Origin of the sequence: Streptomyces sp. NPDC001137, assembly GCF_040298885.1 — a bacterium.
GTDB lineage: Bacteria > Actinomycetota > Actinomycetes > Streptomycetales > Streptomycetaceae > Streptomyces.
Genome location: NZ_JBEPBA010000015.1, coordinates 78967 through 97700 on the forward strand (window position 1 = coordinate 78967; position 18734 = coordinate 97700).

Annotated in this window: 15 protein-coding genes; 7 read left to right on the top strand and 8 right to left on the bottom strand. The window is 70.2% G+C overall.

All coding sequences use genetic code 11. From position 1 onward, the window contains the following. Positions 1-189 precede the first annotated feature (189 nt). From ABT254_RS27675 to ABT254_RS27690, 4 genes are all read left to right on the top strand, one after another. A complete protein-coding gene (locus tag ABT254_RS27675; RefSeq protein ID WP_351475442.1) occupies positions 190-3486 on the top strand; it encodes a sensor histidine kinase in 3297 nt (1098 codons plus the stop codon). Between the two features lie 10 nt (positions 3487-3496). Continuing rightward, on the top strand, positions 3497-3910 hold the full coding sequence (locus tag ABT254_RS27680; protein WP_004983065.1) for a roadblock/LC7 domain-containing protein: 414 nt from the start codon (positions 3497-3499) through the stop codon (positions 3908-3910). Between the two features lie 95 nt (positions 3911-4005). After that, positions 4006-4599 carry a DUF742 domain-containing protein gene (locus tag ABT254_RS27685; protein ID WP_351475445.1) on the top strand — a complete coding sequence of 198 codons (594 nt, stop codon included), beginning with the start codon at positions 4006-4008 and terminating at the stop codon, positions 4597-4599. Further along, the gene (locus ABT254_RS27690; protein WP_026248371.1) at positions 4580-5161 is read left to right on the top strand and encodes a GTP-binding protein; all 582 of its coding nucleotides are present in this window, start codon (positions 4580-4582) and stop codon (positions 5159-5161) included. Before ABT254_RS27685 ends, ABT254_RS27690 begins: the two co-directional genes overlap by 20 nt. A 122-nt stretch (positions 5162-5283) precedes the next feature. On the opposite strand, the gene ABT254_RS27695 is transcribed toward ABT254_RS27690, so the two are convergent. From ABT254_RS27695 to ABT254_RS27705, 3 genes are all read right to left on the bottom strand, one after another. Continuing rightward, positions 5284-5475 carry an acyl-CoA carboxylase subunit epsilon gene (locus ABT254_RS27695; protein WP_351475448.1) on the bottom strand — a complete coding sequence of 64 codons (192 nt, stop codon included), beginning with the start codon at positions 5473-5475 and terminating at the stop codon, positions 5284-5286. 57 nt (positions 5476-5532) lie between these two features. Continuing rightward, positions 5533-7116: an acyl-CoA carboxylase subunit beta gene (locus ABT254_RS27700; RefSeq protein ID WP_115905692.1), complete on the bottom strand. Its 1584-nt coding sequence runs from the start codon at positions 7114-7116 to the stop codon at positions 5533-5535. A gap of 154 nt (positions 7117-7270) precedes the next feature. Next, complete coding sequence (locus tag ABT254_RS27705) at positions 7271-9583, bottom strand: polysaccharide lyase 8 family protein (RefSeq protein WP_351475451.1); 2313 nt, start codon at positions 9581-9583, stop codon at positions 7271-7273. A gap of 157 nt (positions 9584-9740) precedes the next feature. Between ABT254_RS27705 and ABT254_RS27710 the strand changes: the two genes are divergently transcribed. Both ABT254_RS27710 and ABT254_RS27715 read left to right on the top strand, forming a co-directional pair. After that, positions 9741-10295, top strand: coding sequence for a YceI family protein (locus ABT254_RS27710; protein ID WP_351475454.1), 555 nt, complete (start codon positions 9741-9743; stop codon positions 10293-10295). 141 nt (positions 10296-10436) lie between these two features. Next, entirely contained in the window at positions 10437-11273 is an 837-nt protein-coding gene (locus ABT254_RS27715) for a Hint domain-containing protein (RefSeq protein ID WP_351475457.1), read from the top strand. Here ABT254_RS27715 and ABT254_RS27720 read toward each other — a convergent pair. The 3 genes from ABT254_RS27720 to ABT254_RS27730 form a co-directional block, all read right to left on the bottom strand. Continuing rightward, a complete protein-coding gene (locus ABT254_RS27720; RefSeq protein WP_351475459.1) occupies positions 11267-11953 on the bottom strand; it encodes a DUF899 family protein in 687 nt (228 codons plus the stop codon). The two genes, ABT254_RS27715 and ABT254_RS27720, sit on opposite strands and share 7 nt — an antisense overlap. Before the next feature lie 90 nt (positions 11954-12043). Further along, complete coding sequence (locus ABT254_RS27725) at positions 12044-12589, bottom strand: hypothetical protein (protein ID WP_351475462.1); 546 nt, start codon at positions 12587-12589, stop codon at positions 12044-12046. Beyond that, a complete protein-coding gene (locus tag ABT254_RS27730) occupies positions 12519-13679 on the bottom strand; it encodes an FUSC family protein (RefSeq protein WP_351475465.1) in 1161 nt (386 codons plus the stop codon). The genes ABT254_RS27725 and ABT254_RS27730 overlap by 71 nt, the downstream gene beginning before the upstream one ends. 62 nt (positions 13680-13741) lie before the next feature. Between ABT254_RS27730 and ABT254_RS27735 the strand changes: the two genes are divergently transcribed. After that, positions 13742-14167 (top strand): MarR family winged helix-turn-helix transcriptional regulator, encoded by a 426-nt coding sequence (locus tag ABT254_RS27735; RefSeq protein WP_351475468.1) that lies wholly within the window; start codon positions 13742-13744, stop codon positions 14165-14167. 21 nt (positions 14168-14188) lie between these two features. Here ABT254_RS27735 and ABT254_RS27740 read toward each other — a convergent pair whose 3' ends face one another. Together ABT254_RS27740 and ABT254_RS27745 are read right to left on the bottom strand one after the other, a co-directional pair. Continuing rightward, positions 14189-15544: a hypothetical protein gene (locus ABT254_RS27740; RefSeq protein ID WP_351475470.1), complete on the bottom strand. Its 1356-nt coding sequence runs from the start codon at positions 15542-15544 to the stop codon at positions 14189-14191. Positions 15545-15601: 57 nt separating this feature from the next. Next, positions 15602-18634 carry a glycoside hydrolase family 3 protein gene (locus ABT254_RS27745; protein WP_351475473.1) on the bottom strand — a complete coding sequence of 1011 codons (3033 nt, stop codon included), beginning with the start codon at positions 18632-18634 and terminating at the stop codon, positions 15602-15604. Between the last annotated feature and the right edge of the window lie 100 nt (positions 18635-18734).

An 18734-nucleotide genomic window follows, 5' to 3' on the forward strand; every position in this document is an offset into this window, starting at 1 on the left:
ATCTGGGGCTTACATCACACGGAATCCTCGCTTTCCACTGTTTGGAAGAGCACAGGTCGTCGTGCTGGAATGCCTGAACTGCCCAATAGTCAAAGACGTACTCGGTAGTACTGCGTACTCAATGGCGTACTGGGCTCTGAGACACTGCGGCACAACGTTGGTGCCCGCCGCCGAGAGGTTGTTGGTCGAGTGAGGCGAAGCAAGAACGGTCCCGAGCCGTCGGCCCGGGGCAACTTCACCCCGCCGCCGCGCGGAGCGGCGCCCGCCCCTGTGCCAGGTTCGGAACCGACGGCCGTACCCGCTCCGAGCGGCGGTCGTTTCTCCCCCCGCAACTGGCGGGTGCCGACCAGGCTGAACGCGATCCTGCTCATACCCGTGACCGTCGGGCTCGTCATGGGCGGCTTCCAGGTGAAGAGCTCGATCGACACCTGGCAGGAGGCGCAGGACGCGGAGAACACCGCACGGCTGGTGCGGGCCTCGCTGACCTATGCCAACGCGGTGAACAACGAGCGCGACATCACCGCGCTGCCTCTGCTCAAGGGCAAGAGCGCGACCGCCAAGGACAAGGCGACCGTCGAAGCGGCCCGCAAGGCCACCGACGACGCGGCCGACGAGTTCGACGCCGCGGCGCAGAACATGCCGCACAAGGCCGGCCTGCTGCGCCGCCTCAAGCTGTTCCGCCAGGCCGAGCCGCAGCTGGCCACCCTGCGCGCGACCGCGTACTCCTCCAAGGTCCACGGAGTGGGCACCGAAGAGGGCTACGTCGCCGTCGCCCACCCCCTGATGGAGTTCGCCAACGAGCTCGGCCTGGGCACCGGCAACATCACCAGCTACGGCCGGACCGTCTACGCCATCTCGCTCACCCAGGCCGCCCTGTCCCTGGAGCGGTCGATCGGCATGCACCTGCTGATCGCGCCCGGACCCAAGAAGGACGACCTCGCCAAGCAGCGGGTCGCCCTCTCCTCCTACGCCTACCTCGAGGGCATCGCCATCGAGGAGTACAAGGCCGGCGGCACCGAGGCGGACGCGCAGAAGCTCGTCGACCTCGAGACGAAGGCGAAGGCCGAGGGCGTGGCCCAGGCCAAGCAGGCCGCCGCGCAGGCAGCCGCCAACAACCAGACCTATGTGCCGCCGCCGTCCGACCCGGCGAAGACGGTCGCGCTCCTCTCGTCACTGCAGACCACCGACCCCAGCGCCCGCGCCGCACTCGCCACGCAGGGCATCACGGCGGAGAACTGGTGGGGGACCACCACCCTCCGGGCCAACGTCTACCGGCAGATCCAGTCGGACATGGCCGACAAGGCCGTGAACGAGGCCTCGGACATCGCCGACAACGCCAAGCGTGACGCCCTCATCACCGGTGCCGCCGTCGTCGTCGCCCTGCTCCTCGCGTTCATCCTGGCCGGTGCCGTGGCCCGCCAGATGTCCCGCTCGATGCGCCAGCTGCGCAACGCCGCCTTCGGCATCGCCGAGCAGCGCCTGCCGATGCTGGTCGACCAGCTCTCGCGCACCGACCCGGGCCGGGTCGACACCCGCGTACAGCCCATCCCGATCAACACCCGCGACGAGATCGGCGAGGTCGCCCGCGCCTTCGACCAGGTCCACCGCGAGGCGGTCCGGCTCGCGGCCGAGCAGGCCCTGCTCCGTGGCAACATCAACGCGATCTTCACCAACCTCTCGCGCCGCAACCAGTCGCTGATCGAGGGCCAGCTGACCCTGATCACCGACCTGGAGAACAACGAGGCCGACCCGGACCAGCTGGAGAACCTCTTCCGCCTGGACCACCTCGCGACCCGTATGCGCCGCAACGGCGAGAACCTCCTGGTCCTCGCCGGCGAGGAGCCCGGACGCCGCTGGGACCAGCCGGTCCCGCTGGTCGACGTGCTGCGCGCCGCCTCCTCCGAGGTGGAGCAGTACGAGCGCATCGAGCTCTCCGGCGTCCCGGAGGCCGAGATCCACGGCCGCGCGGTCACCGACCTCGTGCACCTGCTCGCCGAGCTCCTGGAGAACGCCACCACGTTCTCCTCCCCGCAGACCAAGGTCCGCGTCACCGCGACCCGCCTCCCCGACGGCCGCATCATGATCGAGATCCACGACAAGGGCATCGGCCTCACCGCCGAGGACTTCGCGGACATCAACCACAAGCTGGCGAACCCGCCCACCGTCGACGCCGCGATATCCCAGCGCATGGGCCTGTTCGTGGTCGGCCGGCTGTCCGACCGGCACGGCATCCGCGTCCAGCTGCGCCCCTCCGGCGAGCAGGCGGGCACCACCTCGCTGGTCATGCTGCCGGACGCGATCACCCACGGTGGTGGCGGCGAGCAGCAGCCGCGCGACGAGTTCACGGTCTCGCAGATCATCCCGGAGCAGAGCTACCAGGGTGAGGACTTCAACAACGGCCTGCCGATGCGCACGGCCGCGGAACTCGGCTTCGACGACAGCCGCTACGCCGACGTCCCGGACGACATACGCGAGCTGGACCCCGTCGGCCGCTCGCTGATGCGCGAGGAGCGCCGTGCGGCCCTGGAGGCCCAGGCGCAGGACCAGCCGGCCCAGGAGTCCCCCGAGACCCCGTACGCCGACGCGTTCGACCAGCCGTCCTACGACAACGGCCTCGGCGGCTTCCCCGAGCAGCAGCCCGGCGGCTACGACCCGCGCCCGGCCTACGACGAGCCGCAGCAGACCCCGTACGAGGAACAGCAGCGCCCCGCGTATGACGAGCCGGCCCAGCGCCCGTCGTACGAGGAGCCGTACTACGCGCCGAACGGCGGCCTCCCGCACAACGACACGTTCTCGTCGAACGGCGGCTACCCCGAGCCCTCGTATGCGGAACCCGTCCGCGAGGAGCGTCCATCCGCCCCTGAGTCCTTCCCGGCCTTCCAGGAGCGCCGCCAGCAGGACGACTGGCCGCAGCAGGACACCTACCAGAACGGTTACTCGTCCGATTACGCTCCGGAAACGGAATCCGCGCAGGCCGCTGACGGGAGCGAGCGTGACCGCGTAGGCTTCGACCGTCCGGGACCGGCCTCTTCCGCCGCCCACGCGCTGACCGACGCCGGACTGCCCCGCCGCGGATCCTTCGCGGGCGGTGCGAACGGCACGAGCGGTGCGAGCGGTTCGAACGGCACACGGCATGTGAGCCAGGAGGCGCCGGCCCCCAAGCCGGAGAGCAACGGCAATGGCACCGGCGACTGGCGTTCGGCGAACGACGAGCGCTGGCAGCAGGCCTCGCAGCTCCGGAAGCCCAAGGCGGGCGGGGTCACCTCCTCCGGCCTGCCGCGGCGGGTGCCCAAGGCCAACCTGGTCGAGGGAGCCGCCGAGACCACCCCCCAGGGCGGCCCACAGGTCTCCCGCGCCCCGGAGGACGTCCGGGGCAGGCTGAGCAACCTGCGCCGGGGCGTCCAGCGCGGACGCAGCGCCGGCGCAGGCAGTGAAACGAACGGTCAGGGCTTCGGTTCTGACAGCACCTACAACCAGGAGCGTTAGTGTGAGCCCGATGAGCCAGGCGGCACAGAACCTGAACTGGTTGATCACCAACTTCGTGGACAACACCCCGGGGGTGTCCCACACGGTGGTGGTCTCCGCCGACGGACTCCTTCTGGCGATGTCCGAAGGGTTTCCGCGCGACCGCGCCGATCAGCTCGCGGCCGTCGCCTCCGGTCTGACCTCGCTGACCGCCGGTGCCTCGCGCATCTTCGAGGGCGGCAGCGTGAACCAGACCGTTGTGGAGATGGAGCGGGGATTCCTGTTCATCATGTCCATCTCCGACGGTTCCTCGCTCGCGGTGCTGGCCCACCCCGAGGCGGACATCGGTCTCATCGGGTACGAGATGGCTCTTCTGGTCGACCGTGCCGGTACGGTCCTGACACCGGATCTTCGTGCGGAGCTCCAGGGCAGCCTGCTCAACTGACAGTCAGACGGTGCGTTTTGGCGTCCCGGGGCCGTAAGGTACCGGGACGCGGCTCCACAGGGATTGGGTGCCCGGCACAGTCGGAGGAGGAGAAAGTGGCAACACCCCCAGGCGGTTCGAATTCGGGCAACTGGTCGTACGGCCCTGCCCAGGGCCCGGGCGGCGGTTCCCAGAACCCGAACCGTTACAACTTCCCCTCCACCCCGAGCCAGCGGCGTCAGCACCCGTACGCTCCCCAGGGTCCGCAGGGCCCCGGGCCTTCCCCGTACGACCAGCCGCCGGCGCCGCGCATCCAGCCCGTGCAGCCGCAGCGACGCGCTCCCGAGCCGGCGCCCGCAGGGTCGTCGAACAACCCCCTGGTGCGTCCGTACGCCATGACCGGCGGCCGGACCCGCCCTCGCTACCAGCTCGCCATCGAGGCGCTGGTGCACACCACCGCGCAGCCGCACCAGATGCAGGGCCAGCTGCCCGAGCATCAGCGGATCTGCAACCTCTGCCGCGAGATCAAGTCGGTGGCGGAAATCTCCGCCCTCCTGACGATCCCTCTCGGCGTGGCCAGGATCCTCGTCGCCGACTTGGCGGAGGCGGGACTGGTCGCCATCCATCAGCCCGGCGGCGACGAGAACGCCGGCGGCCAGCCAGACGTGACACTGCTCGAAAGGGTGCTCAGTGGACTTCGCAAGCTCTAGCGGCGGTCCTTCCCGCTCCACCACCTCGGCGAAGATCGTGGTGGCGGGTGGCTTCGGCGTGGGCAAGACCACGTTCGTCGGGGCCGTCTCGGAGATCAACCCGCTGCGTACCGAGGCCGTCATGACGTCTGCTTCGGCAGGCATCGACGACCTCACCCACACCGGGGACAAGACCACCACGACGGTGGCCATGGACTTCGGCCGCATCACCCTGGACCAGGACCTGATCCTGTACCTGTTCGGCACCCCCGGTCAGGACCGGTTCTGGTTCATGTGGGACGACCTGGTGCGGGGCGCCATCGGCGCGATCGTGCTGGTCGACACCAGGCGTCTCGCCGACTGCTTCCCGGCGGTCGACTACTTCGAGAACTCCGGTCTCCCGTTCGTGATCGCGCTCAACGGCTTCGACGGCAACCAGCCGTACAACCCGGACGAGGTCCGGGAGGCTCTGCAGATCGGTCCGGACACCCCGATCATCACCACCGACGCCCGGCACCGTGCCGACGCCAAGAGCGCGCTGATCACCCTGGTCGAGCACGCCCTCATGGCACGACTGCGCTAGCACCCCCCTGCAAGCCGGCCCCTCTTCGGAGGGGCCTGTTTGCTGCCTCCGGCAGGAAGACGTACGAGAAGGGCCCCTCCCGGCTCGGGAGGGGCCCTTCTGCGTCGTACCGTCGTACAGGCTCAGTGCCAGCTGTGCGGGGCGCGGAAGCCGCCCTCGCGCTCCAGGCGGCGCCAGCCTGCTTTGGCGCGGCCGCGGTGGGGCTGGGCGTCGGACGGGGCGGCCGCGGCGCGGGCCAGGAGGACGGCCGTGATGGCGGCGACCTCCTCGGGCTCGGCGTGGCCCTTCTCGACACGAATGTCAGGGGTGCTCATAGGTCTCAGTCTCCGTGAGAGAGGTTTCCGCGAGGGTGTCGCGGAGGGTCCGCTGGGTTACTGCGGGGGGTTGCCGTGCTTGCGGGACGGCAGATCGGCGTGCTTGGTCTGAAGCATCGCCAGGGAGCGGATGAGGATCTCGCGGGTCTCGGTCGGGTCGATGACGTCGTCGACCAGGCCTCGCTCGGCCGCGTAGTACGGGTGCATCAGCTCGGACTTGTACTCCTTGACCATGCGGGCCCGCATGGCCTCGGGGTCCTCGGCCTCTGCGATCTGTCGCCGGAAGATGACGTTGGCGGCCCCTTCGGCGCCCATCACGGCGATCTCGTTCGTCGGCCAGGCATAGGTGAGGTCGGCACCGATGGACTGGCTGTCCATGACGATGTAGGCACCTCCGTACGCCTTGCGCAGGATCAGCGAAATCCTCGGCACGGTCGCGTTGCAGTAGGCGTAGAGGAGCTTCGCGCCGTGGCGGATGATTCCGCCGTGCTCCTGGTCGACACCGGGGAGGAACCCCGGGACGTCCAGGAAGGTGACGATCGGGATGTTAAAAGCGTCACACATCTGGACAAAGCGCGCAGCTTTTTCCGATGCCTCGATGTCCAGGACGCCGGCGAGGGTCTGCGGCTGGTTGGCGACGATGCCCACCACCTGGCCGTCCAGGCGGCCCAGCGCACAGATGATGTTGCGCGCCCAGCGCTCGTGGACCTCCAGGTACTCGCCGTCGTCGACGATCTCCTCGATCACCTTGGCCATGTCGTACGGCCGGTTGCCGTCCGCCGGGACCAGGTCGAGCAGCACGTCGCTGCGGCGGTCCGCCGCGTCCGTGGACTCCACCCGCGGCGGGTTCTCCCGGTTGTTCTGCGGGAGGAGGGAAAGCAGGTAGCGGACCTCGGCGATGCAGGTCTCTTCGTCGTCGTAGGCGAAGTGGCACACGCCGCTGGTCTCCGCGTGGACGTCCGCGCCGCCCAGGCCGTTCTGGGTGATCTCCTCGCCGGTCACCGCCTTGACCACGTCCGGGCCGGTGATGAACATCTGCGAGGTCTCGCGGACCATGAAGACGAAGTCCGTCAGGGCCGGCGAGTACGCGGCGCCGCCGGCGCAGGGGCCGAGCATCACCGAGATCTGCGGGATGACACCGGACGCCTTGGTGTTGCGCTGGAAGATGCCGCCGTACCCGGCGAGCGCGGAGACGCCCTCCTGGATGCGGGCGCCGGCGCCGTCGTTGAGGGAGACCAGCGGCGCGCCTGCCGCGATGGCCATGTCCATGATCTTGTGGATCTTGGTGGCGTGGGCCTCGCCCAGCGCGCCGCCGAAGATGCGGAAGTCATGGGCGTAGACGAAGACCGTGCGGCCCTCCACCGTGCCCCAGCCGGTGATCACACCGTCCGTGTACGGCTTCTTCGCCTCCAGGCCGAAGCCGACCGCGCGGTGCCTGCGCAGCTGCTCGACCTCCTGGAAGGAGCCCGGGTCGAGGAGCAGTTCGATGCGCTCCCGGCCGGTCAGCTTGCCCTTGGCGTGCTGCGCCTCGGTCGCCTTCTCGCTCGGGCCGGCCAGCGCCTGCGCACGGATCTCGTGCAGCTCGGCCACTCGCCCGCGCGCGTCCGTCGGCTCACCCGGCGCCTCATCCAAAACGGTCATGTAGTGACCTTACGAAGCCCACCCAAGAAAGCGAGCCGTCGACTCCGTACAGTCTCCGGCCCGTTTTCCTGGTGCCACTGAACAGAACCCCGGCGGCATGCAGGCCTTCCGACTGCTCAGAGGGCATCCGGCTTGTAGGGGACCCACAAAGCCGTCAGCTGAGAGCCAGCTCACAGCGATGAGTCGCACATGACACGCCTGGGGTAATCCGGAGCGTCGTTCGGCGGCCGGCGCAGAGGACTTCGACGGTGTCGTCGGCCCGCACCACCCCCCGCACCGGGTGGTTCCAGGTGATCTCGAACGGCTCGCCCGTTCGGGGTGGCTCGCTCACGCAGAGGGTAGCGGTGCGGGCGTGGTGGCGTACGAGGACGCTCGCGGCCGCCGAGGCGGTGAGCGGGCCCACCGTGCCGGGTCCCCAGAAGTTGGCGGCCGTCAGACCGAGGGAGGGGACTCGGACGGCCTGGCAGGTGCTGTCGTTGGCGAGGAGCGACAGCCAGTGGGGGTCGGCGGCGCGGGCGGCGACGGCTCGGCGGGAGGCGCCGGGCATGAGGACGTAGACGTACCTGGCGTCGGTGGGGTCCGTGCCGTGATCGAGCCAGAGGGTCTGCCAGCGGCGGGTGGCCCGCCGGGTGGTGCTGGTGGTGTTGATGTCGGACCAGGCGCCGGTGCGGTCCTCGCGGAGCGCGTGCAGCCCACCGCCGGGGACGACCCAGCCGCCGTGGCCCTCCAGATGGGCCCAGCCCCTCCCCCGTACGAACTCCGGCGTCCCGCCCTCCCCCAGGTTGCGGTTGTCCACGACGGTCTCGACCGGGACGCCGTCGGTGCAGGTGATGCCCGCGCCCAGACAGATGACCGCGTCCGTGACGCAGAACCACGACTTGCGGGCCTGGAGCGTCGAGCCGAGGCCCTTGAGGTGCTGTCCGACGGCCGCGTACTCGCCGTCCGTCGTGCCGCCCACCCAGCGCACGTCCGGCTTGGGCGCGCCCCACTCGCCACCCGCCTTGTCGGGCAGCGGAAGGGTGGAGACGGTGGTGCCCGGGAGGCGGTACCAGTCGACGGTGGGCCAGAACCAGTCCGTGTACTGATCGGACCGACCGCTGCGCCCTTTCGGCCACCAGTAGAGCATTCCGGCGCCCGTGTGCCAGCCGCGCGGGTTCTCGCCGTTGCCGCACTCGTAGTACGCGATGCGGTCGCTGCACATGGCGATGCTCGCCGTGAAGTCCGGGCCGCGGTGGACGGCGCGGTCCATGGCCGGGAAGAGGCGGTGGCCGACGGGTTCGGGGGCGGCCGGGACCGGTGCGCCGGCGACCGCGTGCAGCCGGGCCAGGTCGGCGACGCCGAACTGAGGAGCCGTCAGGATCGGTGTCACGGTGTCCCGTTCGATCCAGCCCTTGATGGACGAGTGCCAGCGGTCCCGTTGCGCCGGACCCGCCCCGCCGGCCAGCAGGGCGACGGCCGCGATGATGCCCTGCCCGTGGAAGTGGTCGCTGCGCATGACCTGGCGGTCGTCGCTCTTGAGGTAACCGCGGCTGATCGCACGGCCGTTGACGCCGTCCATCACCAACCCGTCGTGGATCAGGGGCGCATAGGCGTGCTCGACGCTGTCGAGGACGATCTGCCGGTTCGGGTCGGTCACCTCCCACGCGGATCCCGCGAGGAGCGTGAAGAGGCGGCCGAGGCCGTCGAGCATCACCTGTCCGTACGTCCCCGAGTACGCCACCCAGGTGTGCTGCACGAACGAGCCGTCCGCATACAGCCCGTCCCCCTTCGTGACGTACGGGAAGACCGGGGAGAGGCCGTCACGGGCGAGGGCCAGCTTGGCGTCCGCGCGGCCCAGGATGCCGCGCAGGGCGACCGAGCGGCACAGGTCGACGCGGTTGGCGCCGGTGGAGGTGCCGGAGTAGTCGGTGAGCATCGTGTCGGGGATGAAGTGGTCGACGGCGGCGCAGGCCGCCTGCCGCTGGGCATCGGTGAGGTCGTCGTACAGGACGGCCGTGATGTCCATCAGCAGGCGGGGGCTGCCGATCTGCCATTCCCACCAGTTGCCGTAGCGGGTGGTGGAGGGGTTGTAGATCGTGGCGGAGAGGTGGTCGAGGCCGCGCAGGACGGCCGCGAGGAGGGCGGGGTCGCCGGTCGAGCCGGTGCCCTGCTGGACGTAGGCCTGGGTCATCGTCCACAGGCGGCCGTAGCTCTGGGTGATGCCGGAGGGCGGGTCGTAGGGGTAGCCGGGCCAGAGGGAGGTGGGGGTGGGGGCCATGGTGGCCCGGGCGGCGCGGGCGAGTGCGCCGGTTTCGGCGAGCCGGGAGGCGTACGGCTCCGCGGTGGGGTCGTAGCCGCTGCCGAGGGCGAGGTCGAGCCAGCGGCGGCGGAGGGCGTCGTAGGGGTCGGGGGCGGCGGCCCGGGCGGGGGGCGCGGCCGTGGCCAGGAGGGCCGCCGCGAGTAAGACGGCTCTGCGTGTGGGTCTCATGGAACCCCTGCGGTGAGTGGTCATGCCATGGGCATCTACCACCTCAGCGTAACCACGCCAACACTTTGCGGATGATGTTGAAACTCGAAGGGAATAGGTCTACGGTCGTTCCCGTTGAGTAGTTCAACGTTCAACATACTCACCCAGGGAGACTGTCATGGCGAACCCCGACCTGACCGCACTGACCGGCGACTACACGATCGACACGGCTCACTCCACCATCGGCTTCACCGTCCGCCACGCCATGGTCACCAACGTCAAGGGCAAGTTCCTCGACTTCACCGGGTCACTGCACCTGGACGGCGGCGACCCGTCCGCGTCGTCGGCCTCCATCGACGTCAAGATGGACAGCATCGACACGGGGTCGGCCGACCGTGACGGTCACCTGAAGAGCGCGGACTTCTTCAAGATCGACGAGTTCCCGACCATGACCTTCCGCTCGACCTCGGCGGAGGCCCTGGGTGGCGAGGACTACCGCATCACCGGCGATCTCACGATCCTCGGCACCACCAAGCCCCTCACCATCGACCTCGAGTTCAACGGCGCCGCGAAGGACCCCTTCGGCAACGAGCGCGTGGGCTTCGAGGGCAAGGCGGAGATCAAGCGCTCCGAGTGGGGTCTGACGTGGAACGCGGCGCTGGAGACGGGTGGTGTGCTGATCTCCGACAAGATCAAGCTGAACTTCGACATCTCGGCGATCAAGAACGCATAGCTCTCACAGCAGCTGAACGCCCGTCGCCCGTATCAGGAGGACGGGCGTTCGACCCACCCGAACAAGACGGATTCATTCGATCGGGCGTTCTAGACCGCACTCGTCTCCCTGAGCCTCCATCAGAGCAACACCATACTCTGCATGACAACGCAAAGCGCCCGCCTCTCATCGCCGGTCGGCGTGCATCCTTCGACCCCGGTGCTGTGTGCGGACCTGGTCTGGCGCCGCGCGGAATCCCTGCGCCCCGGTGACGAGGTCGTCTCCTTCGACGAAGAGACGGTACGCCTCGGAAATGCCAACGGCGGCAGGCGATACCGATTGGGTACGGTGACCCGCAACCAGTCGGTGGTGCAGGAATCCTGTCGCATCGTGACAACGCGCGGAGAGGTCATAGCATCCGCCGACCATCCATTTCTCGCCCGGGCCACGGATGTCAACCCAGGGCCTCGGCTCGCACGCGTAGCCGCCCGATGCCTGGTGCCCGGCATGCGTCGGCTCGTGAGCATCGGCCACCCCTGGGAGGCCGAGAACAGTCGGATCGCGGGTTGGATGGCGGGCGTCCTCGATGCCGACGGACACGCTTTCGCCGGAGGCCGCCACGGGTCGTGGGTGGGTTTTGGGCTGTTCCTCGCCGAGTGCGATCGCAGGGGCTGGGTGACCAAGGTGATCCGCAGGGACTGGGCGCAGCGCAAAACGAAGCCGTTGGCCAAGAACCCGCGCGACTTCACGGACGTACGCATCAACGGCGGCATGTGGGAGTCCTGTCGCATTCTCGGCACCCTCCGCCCCGAACGGCTCCTCCCCGTAGCGGCCCGTATGTGGCAGGGAGCAGTGGTGGGCAAGACAACCGGGGACGTCGAGATCATTCGAGTGGAGCGCATGAGCGAGCAACCCGTCGCCGCCGTTGACACGGACATCCGCACCTATGTCGCCGGTGGCCTGCTCTGCTTCGGCGCAAACACACCGACGGATCAGTAGTCGATGCTCGGGTACCAGTCCCCGCGCCCCCGTGGTGTGAGGTCCAGGAGGTGCCAGACCGGGGTCAGGAGGTCGATGCCGCGTTCCTTGATGTCGTCGGCCATGCGGGGGTGGGTGGAGTAGAAGTGGCGGACCGCGCCGTCGCCGTCGCGGGTGAACACCGAGACGGTGGAGTCCTGCTCGCCGTCCTCGTCCTCGCTGCCGGTGTCGTACTTGAACGTGCTGTCGCCGCAGCTCAGCAGGCGCAGCCGGTGCCAGCCGCGGTTGCGGGCGTGCTGCCGCAGGACGGGCGGCGGGTCGGCGGCGGCCGCCACCACGAAGTCGGCGTTGCGGGCGACGTGGTGGGCTACGGCGCTGAAGCCGTCGATCCACAGGGTGCACATCGGGCAGGGGTCGGTCTGCTTCTTGCCGTACATGAACTGGTAGACGATCAGCGGGCGTTCGGGGGCGCTGAACAGCTCGCTCAGTCCGACCTCGCGCACGGGGGTGTCGCCGGCGTCGAGGTCGGCGGGGCCCTCCAGGAAGGTGTAGTCGTCGACGGGCGGCCCGGGCGGCAGCGCGCGGCGCTGAGCCGCGACCTCCTCCCGCCGGCGCATGAGCTCGATCTCGGCCAGGCGCAGCTCTTCGCGAGCGGCGAGGTACTCCGCGGTCTCCCCGGCCAGTCGTGTGTGCCGCACCATCGCGTCCTCCTGGGGTGGGACCCCGAGCCGGTTCTTCCACTGTAGGACGGTCGCACGCAGGGCGGTCGTGCGGGATTCAGCAGGATGCGGTCACCGCCGGCAGATCTGCCGCACGGCGCGGTCGATGCCGGCGAGTTGGGCGGCGGTCGGCACGACGGGGGCCCGGCCCTCGCGGCGGGCGTTGCGCACGGTCACGAACAGCAGGGGCGTTCCCTGCCGCGGCAGGGGCAGCTGGCAGTAGACGTTCAGGCGGGTGTGCAGGATGCGGACCTGGCCGGGCAGGAGCGCGGCGCCGGGTACGGGCAGGGTCTGCAGGAAGCCGTCGTAGCCCTGACTCGTTCCCGTGAGGGTGACGGGAGAGGCGGTGGCGACACGGAGGGTGATGCCGAGGTCCAGGGTGTAGCGCTGCGGCGTCTCCACAGCGGTGATCCGGACGGTGGTGGCGGCGACCGGGTCGGGCGGCGGGCGCGTGGCGACGGCGTATCCGAGAAGCACGCCCAGCAGGACCGCGCAGACCGTCCCGACGACCGCCACTTGGACCCGGCGCGACAACGCCCGCCAGCGCTCACCGAGCAGCGGCCGATCGTCGCCGAAGCCCTCGACGACTTCCCGTCCGTCTCCATCGGGCGCGGTCACCACTCCCCAAGGGTAGGACCGGGTGCGGCCGTTGGACATCGGTCGGAGCAATCTGTGCCGCCGTCGCCCGCCTCCGCGGCACGGGCAGCAGCCACCACGCCGACGCCACCGACAGTGCCGCGCCCACGGCGATCCCTTCGAGGCGGGTGGGCAGCAGGTGCTGGGCGTCCTGGCCGAAGTAGCCGAGGAGGAGGGAGAGGGCGCAGGTCATTCCGGCGGCCCAGTAGGCGTAGTTGAGCGGGCGCAGCCACAGGGCGACCGCGAGGATCGTGAACATCAGCGCCACGGAGGCGTGGCCGGTGACGCCGGCGGCGGCCACGCCCGTCGCCAGCAGCGTGCCGACGCAGGCGCCCAGCAGCCGCTCGATCCCCTTGCGCAGTACGTCGTTCCGGCCGCGGTTGCCGCTCGCCGCCACGTAGGCCGTCAGCACCACCCAGGGCCAGTGGTCGTCGAAGAGCAGGGAGCCGAGGGCGAAGGCGGTGGCGATGCCGGCCGCCATCTGCAGGGCCATGCGGGTGCTCGGGCGGGGGTGCAGACGGGAGCGGCGCGACGGTTGCTCGGGGACCGGCTCGGCGCGCCAGGGGCCGTACCGGTCCCCCAGCCCCTGCACCAGCCAGACCGAGCAGCACGCCAGCGCCCCGATCAGCGCGGACCAGAACCAGGTCACGAGCCCGCTCTGTGCCTCGGGCGGCAGTGCGGGGCCCGGGACGACCAGGAGGGCGATGAGCGGGAGCGTCAGCAGGGTGCCTGTCTTCGCGGCGGCCGGGCCGTAGCGGCGGATCCAGATGGCCAGCGAGATGCCGGCGGTGAACACGGCGGCCCCGATCACGTAGTGGGCGGCGATCAGCCGGCCGAGGAAGATCGACGCACCGGCCGTCACGGGCAGCACCACGAGCGCGGTGAGCCGGCGGCGGGTGTCCGCGGTGCGCTGGGTCGAGGACAGGGTGAGCGACAGGGCGACCGCGAGGACGAGCACGTCGGTGTGCAGTCCGGCGGCGCCCTCCAGCACCAGGGCGGCGGCCCAGCACAGCAGCATGGCGGTCATCGTGAGCGCCGCCTCGTACGCATTGCGTATTAATTTCGCGGTCACCCTCCCGATACTACGGGCACTGGCGGCATCCAGATAGTAAGTAATCGCGTACGATCTTTTTCATGGACCACCTCGCCGAAGCCGCCCGTATCCGCCGTGGCGTCATGCGTCTGAACCGTCGGCTGCGGCAGGAGCGCGGCGACGGGAGTCTCAGCGCCAACCAGCTGTTGGTGCTCGGCCATCTGCACCGTCACGGTTCGGCCACCCCTGGCGAGGTCGCGGCGGCCGAGCGGCAGCGGCCGCAGTCGCTGACCCGGGTCTTCGCGGAGCTGGAGGCGGAAGCACTGATCGTGCGGGAGCCGGGCACGGTCGACCGGCGGCAGTCCGTGCTGTCGCTGACCGAGGCGGGGCGGCGGGCGCTGGAGCGGGACATGGCCGAGCGGGACGCCTGGCTGTCGCGTGCGCTGGCGTCGCTGAGCCCGACCGAGCGGGGCCTGCTGGAGCTGGCGGGGGCGGTGATGGAGCGGCTGGCGGACGCGGAGGTCTGAACCGCCCTTGCACAGGGGGCCTCAGAAACCTCCGCCGAAGTCCCCGCCGCCCCCGAAGTCCCCTCCCCCGCCGTCGCCGAAGCCGCCCCCGAAGTCACCCGGGTCGAAGTCCGCGCCGGAGGTGTCTCCGCCCTCGTATCCGCCGCCGAAGTCCCCGTAGCCGGTGCCGTAGTCGGCCGCGTACGACGGGGTCGCCATCATGCTGCCGAGGAGGGTGCCGACGAGCAGGCCGGGCAGCAGGCCGCCGCCGAAGTAGCCGCCCGCCCAGGGGCCGTAGGCCGGGCCCGCGTCCCAGTACGGGCGGCGGCCGTAGTCGGTGTCGACCTCGCGGACGACGGGGTCGCGGCCGTCGGCGAGGCGGGTGGCGTCGGCCGCGCAGACGGGGACCTCGCGCGGGGCGCCGCCCGGGGGCGTCCAGACGGCGTCGGTGACGGACGGGCCGTGGCGGGGGTCGAAGAAGCAGGGCGGCCGTCGTTCGGGCAGCGGGCGGCCCTCGCGGCGGGCGGCGAGCAGGGCCAGCGAGAAACGGCCGTCCTGCAGGGCCTGGGTGACGGCGCGCACGTCCTCGGGTCTACGGGCCTCGGCCATGGCCGACTTCGCCTGCTCGTAGGCGTCCAGTGCCCGTTCGTAGTCGGCACGCATGGCGTCGTCGGCGCCCGCCTCCGCCGGGTGGAAGTCGAGACGGTCCAGCTCCTCGCCGAAGGCCGTGATGTCCTCGTCGACCACGACCCGCAGCCGGTCCAGCGCCGCCTGCTGCTCCGCGGCCCTGCGGCGCCGGTTGCGGCGTACGAGCGTGTAGGCGCCCGCGCCGCCGGCCACGACCACCGCGCCCGCGGTGATCAGCGCGGTGGTCGAGATCCCGCCGCCACCTGAGGAGGATCCCCAGCTCGACGGGGCGGAGCCGTTCATGTTGGTGAGGGCACTGTTCGTGAAGTCGGTCAGCTGGGTGTGGGCGTCCTTCTCACCCTGGACACTGGTGACCAGGTTCTGTACGGCGGTGCGCGGCAGGACCGATGAGTCGGCCCGCGCATCGAAGCGGTCGCCGAGCCGGATCGCGTACAGGCCCGTGATGCCGGTGGCGGTGCGCAGGTTCCGGAAGAGGTTCGACGTGGGGTAGCCCGCGGGCAGGACCGCCACGAAGAGGGGTTTGTCGGCGTCTTTGATCTGCTTGGCCAGGGCGTCGGACTCGCCGGACGACAGCTGGGCGCTCGCCGCCGGGTCGACGTAGACCGGGCTCTTGCGCAGGGCCTCGGCGATCGTCGAGACGCTCGTGGCGGCGGAGGCCGGCGGGGAGCCCGCCGACAGTACGGTCAGGGCGGCGAGCAGCAGGGCCAGGAGCAGCCCCGGGAGGCTTCGGGTCCGTACGAAGGCCTTCATGGTTCGAAGCTACCCGAAGCCTCCCAAAACTGGTCGTCCTTGCCGGTGCCGTCCTCCTCAGGTGGTGGCGCGGTAGGCCGTGATCAGCTTCTCCACGGCCGCTTCGTACCGTCCGGTGAGCGAGAGGTGGTCCGCGTCGGCGAAGGGTTTCGCCACCGCCTCCGTGATGCCCGCGCCCGCCTTCTGCTGGACGATCAGCCGGGCCTTGGTGACGAGCGCGCGGCCGGTCTCGTCCGCACCCTTCTTCTCGGCGCGGGAGGCTGCCGCCGCGAGCGCCTTCAGGGTCGCCGCACCGCCCTCGGGCACCTTGGTCAGGGTCGTCAGACCCCAGCCGTAGGGGAACTGCGGGTCGTACGCCGTGTCGCCGACGTTGATCGGCAGCTGGGCCTCGGACCTGGGCCAGGTGACCGGCAGTTGACCGGTGAAGGGGCGTTTGCCGTAGAGGACATCGGCCACCCCGTCGCCCTCCGTGCCCGGCAGCCAGGAGGCGACCAGGCCGTCGATCTCGCCGAGCCGGTCACCGATCAGCTGGGGGCGTCCGGAGACGATCAGCACCGCGCACTTCATGGCCGCGCACACCTTGTCGACGGCGGCCCGGTCGGCGGCGGAGAGCTGGAGATCGTGCCCGTTGCCGACGTCTCCGACGCCCTCGGCGTACGGGGTCTCGCCGACGACGACCACGCCGACGTCATGGCCGGCCGTCGGCGCCGAGGCGTCCTTGGAGTAGGTGACGTCTCCGTCCTTGCGCATCCCGGCCAGGATCGTCGTGCCCTGGGTGTGGGTGCCGGACGCGCCCTGCCAGGTGACGGTCCAGCCGCCGGTCTGGTTGCCGAGGTCGTCGGCGTTGGCCCCGGCGACGTAGACCTTCTGGTTCTTCTTCAGGGGCAGCACGCCGTTCGCGTTCTTCAGCAGGACCTGCGACTCGGCGGCCGCCTGCCTCGCGACGGCCCGGTGCGCGGCGGAACCGATCGCCGGGGCCCCGCTCGTGTCGGCGTAGGGCTTCTCGAAGAGCCCCAGCCGGAACTTCTGGGTGAGGATGCGCGAGACGGCGTCGTCGATCCGCCGCTCGCTGATGCGGCCGGCCCGCACCTCGGCGACGAGCTGCGCGGTGAAGTCCTTGTACGAGTACGGCACCATCATCATGTCGACGCCCGCGTCGACGGATGTGCGCACGTGGGACGAGTAGTCGCCGGGGAGCTGGTCGATGGCGTTCCAGTCGCTGATCACGAAGCCGTCGAAGCCCATTCGACCCTTGAGCACCCCGTTGATCATGTCGGCGCGGGCGTGCATCTTCACCGGGCCCTGTCCGTCACCGAGGATGTCGAGCGAGGAGTACGAGGGCATGACCGTACCGATGCCCCGGTCGACGGCGGTCCGGTACGGCGCCAGGTGGACGGCCTCCAACTGCTGCCGGGTGACCTTGGTGACGCCCTGGTCGATGGTGTACGTGCCGGTCGTGGACGAGCCGTACTCGGTGCCGCCGTCGCCGGCGAAGTGCTTGGCGGTGGCGAGGACCTTGTCGTTGTCCTTCAAGTCCCGTCCGTCCGTCCGCCCTTGGAGGCCCTGGATGATCGTCTCCATGGACTCGACGAGGGCCGGGTCCTCGCCGAAGGACTCGTAGGAGCGGCCCCAGCGTTCGTCGCGGGTCACGCAGAGGCAGGGGGCGAAGTCCCAGGGGATCCCGGTGGCGCGGACCTCGGACGCGGTCACCGCGCCCGTCCGCCGGGCGAGCCGGGGATCGCGGGTGGCGCCGAGGCCGATGTTGTGCGGCATGATCGTGGCGCCGACCAGGTTGTTGTGGCCGTGCACCGCGTCGACCCCGTAGATCAGCGGGATCTGGAACCGCGTTGCCTGCGCCCGCAGTTGGAAGCCGTCGATCATCTTCGCCCAGGCCTCGGGGGTGTTGGGCGTGGGCGTGGAACCGCCGCCGGACAGGAGCGAACCGAGGCCGTAGGCGGCGACGTCCCCGCCGTTCCCCACGGCTCCGCGCTCGGCCTGGGTCATCTGGCCGGCCTTCTCCGCCAGGGACATACGGGAGACGAGGTCGGCGACGCGTTTCCCGACCGGCAACTTGCCGTCCAGATACGGCAGTCCGTGGGCGTCGATGACCACCTGCGGGGTCTCGGCCGGGGGCTTGGCTCCGGTGACCGTGAGCTTGAGCGGGATCGTCTCGGCGGACTCGGCCGACTTGTCGCGCAGGGTCGGTACGTGGATGGTCCGCGTCGCTCCGGAGGCCGTACCGGCGGGGAAGGTGAGGGTTCCGGAGACCGGTGTGTAGTCCTTGCCGGGGTCCGCGGCGCCGCCCGTGGTCTCGTACGTGACGGTCACCGGGTCGTCGACGGGGGCGGCGCCGGTGGTGGCGAGGCTGACCTGGACGGTGGCCGTGGCACCCTCCTTCACCGGGTACACGGCGGCGTCGGTCGTGACGTTCGCCCGCAGGGATTGGTCGGCCTTCCCGTACAACTCGACGTCGTCCATGGCGAATCGGCCCGTGACGCCGACCGGGAGGGTGACGGAGTAGCCCCACATCCGGGTCAGCCCGAGGACGTGGTCGATGCCTCCGACGGGCTGGTAGTCGGTCCGGTAGACGAAGTCCGTGAAGGGGATCTCGACCTGTTTCCAGCCGGTGAAGTCGTCGGTGAAGGAGGTCGTCCAGAGCTCGGAGGCCTCGCCGTTCGCACCGCCGTCCTTGATCTCGAAGGCGATCTTCTTGCCGTTGTCCTGGCCGTCCCACCAGAAGCGGATGCCCTTGTGGGCGGACCAGTCGTGGGCGGGTTCGTTCGCGGCGAAGTCGTGGGTGAAGCCGCCGTAGCCGCTGATGTCGTAGGTGCCGGTGAGCACCTTCTCGCCCTCGGGGGCGTCGGATCTGGCGGTCAGTTGCAGCGTGGGCGGATCGTCGCTGTCGCCGCCCCAGGTGAAGATGCCCTCCGCGGGCTGGGAGGCGAAGGGGACCTCGCCCTCGAAGCGGTCGACGGGGACAGGGGCCGGGTCATCGGCCGCGTGGGCCGACGACAGGGGCAGCGCGGCGGCGAGGAGGGCCGCGGAGACGAGCAGAGCGGTTCTCGGCGTAGACCATCTCTGTCTTGGCATGGACCATCCCTCGACTGTCATGGTTCACTCATGGCTTAGATCACGCCGTGAGTTAACTAACGGCCCACAGACCCGTCAAGACGTCACGTCAGACATTTCG

Coding starts and splice junctions, on each gene's coding strand:
- ABT254_RS27700 (WP_115905692.1), bottom strand. CDS start 7,116: ATGACCGTTTTGGATGAGGCGCCGGGTGAGCCGACGGACGCGCGCGGG.
- ABT254_RS27695 (WP_351475448.1), bottom strand. CDS start 5,475: ATGAGCACCCCTGACATTCGTGTCGAGAAGGGCCACGCCGAGCCCGAG.
- ABT254_RS27715 (WP_351475457.1), top strand. CDS start 10,437: ATGACAACGCAAAGCGCCCGCCTCTCATCGCCGGTCGGCGTGCATCCT.
- ABT254_RS27720 (WP_351475459.1), bottom strand. CDS start 11,953: ATGGTGCGGCACACACGACTGGCCGGGGAGACCGCGGAGTACCTCGCC.
- ABT254_RS27705 (WP_351475451.1), bottom strand. CDS start 9,583: ATGAGACCCACACGCAGAGCCGTCTTACTCGCGGCGGCCCTCCTGGCC.
- ABT254_RS27710 (WP_351475454.1), top strand. CDS start 9,741: ATGGCGAACCCCGACCTGACCGCACTGACCGGCGACTACACGATCGAC.
- ABT254_RS27745 (WP_351475473.1), bottom strand. CDS start 18,634: ATGCCAAGACAGAGATGGTCTACGCCGAGAACCGCTCTGCTCGTCTCC.
- ABT254_RS27735 (WP_351475468.1), top strand. CDS start 13,742: ATGGACCACCTCGCCGAAGCCGCCCGTATCCGCCGTGGCGTCATGCGT.
- ABT254_RS27680 (WP_004983065.1), top strand. CDS start 3,497: ATGAGCCAGGCGGCACAGAACCTGAACTGGTTGATCACCAACTTCGTG.
- ABT254_RS27740 (WP_351475470.1), bottom strand. CDS start 15,544: ATGAAGGCCTTCGTACGGACCCGAAGCCTCCCGGGGCTGCTCCTGGCC.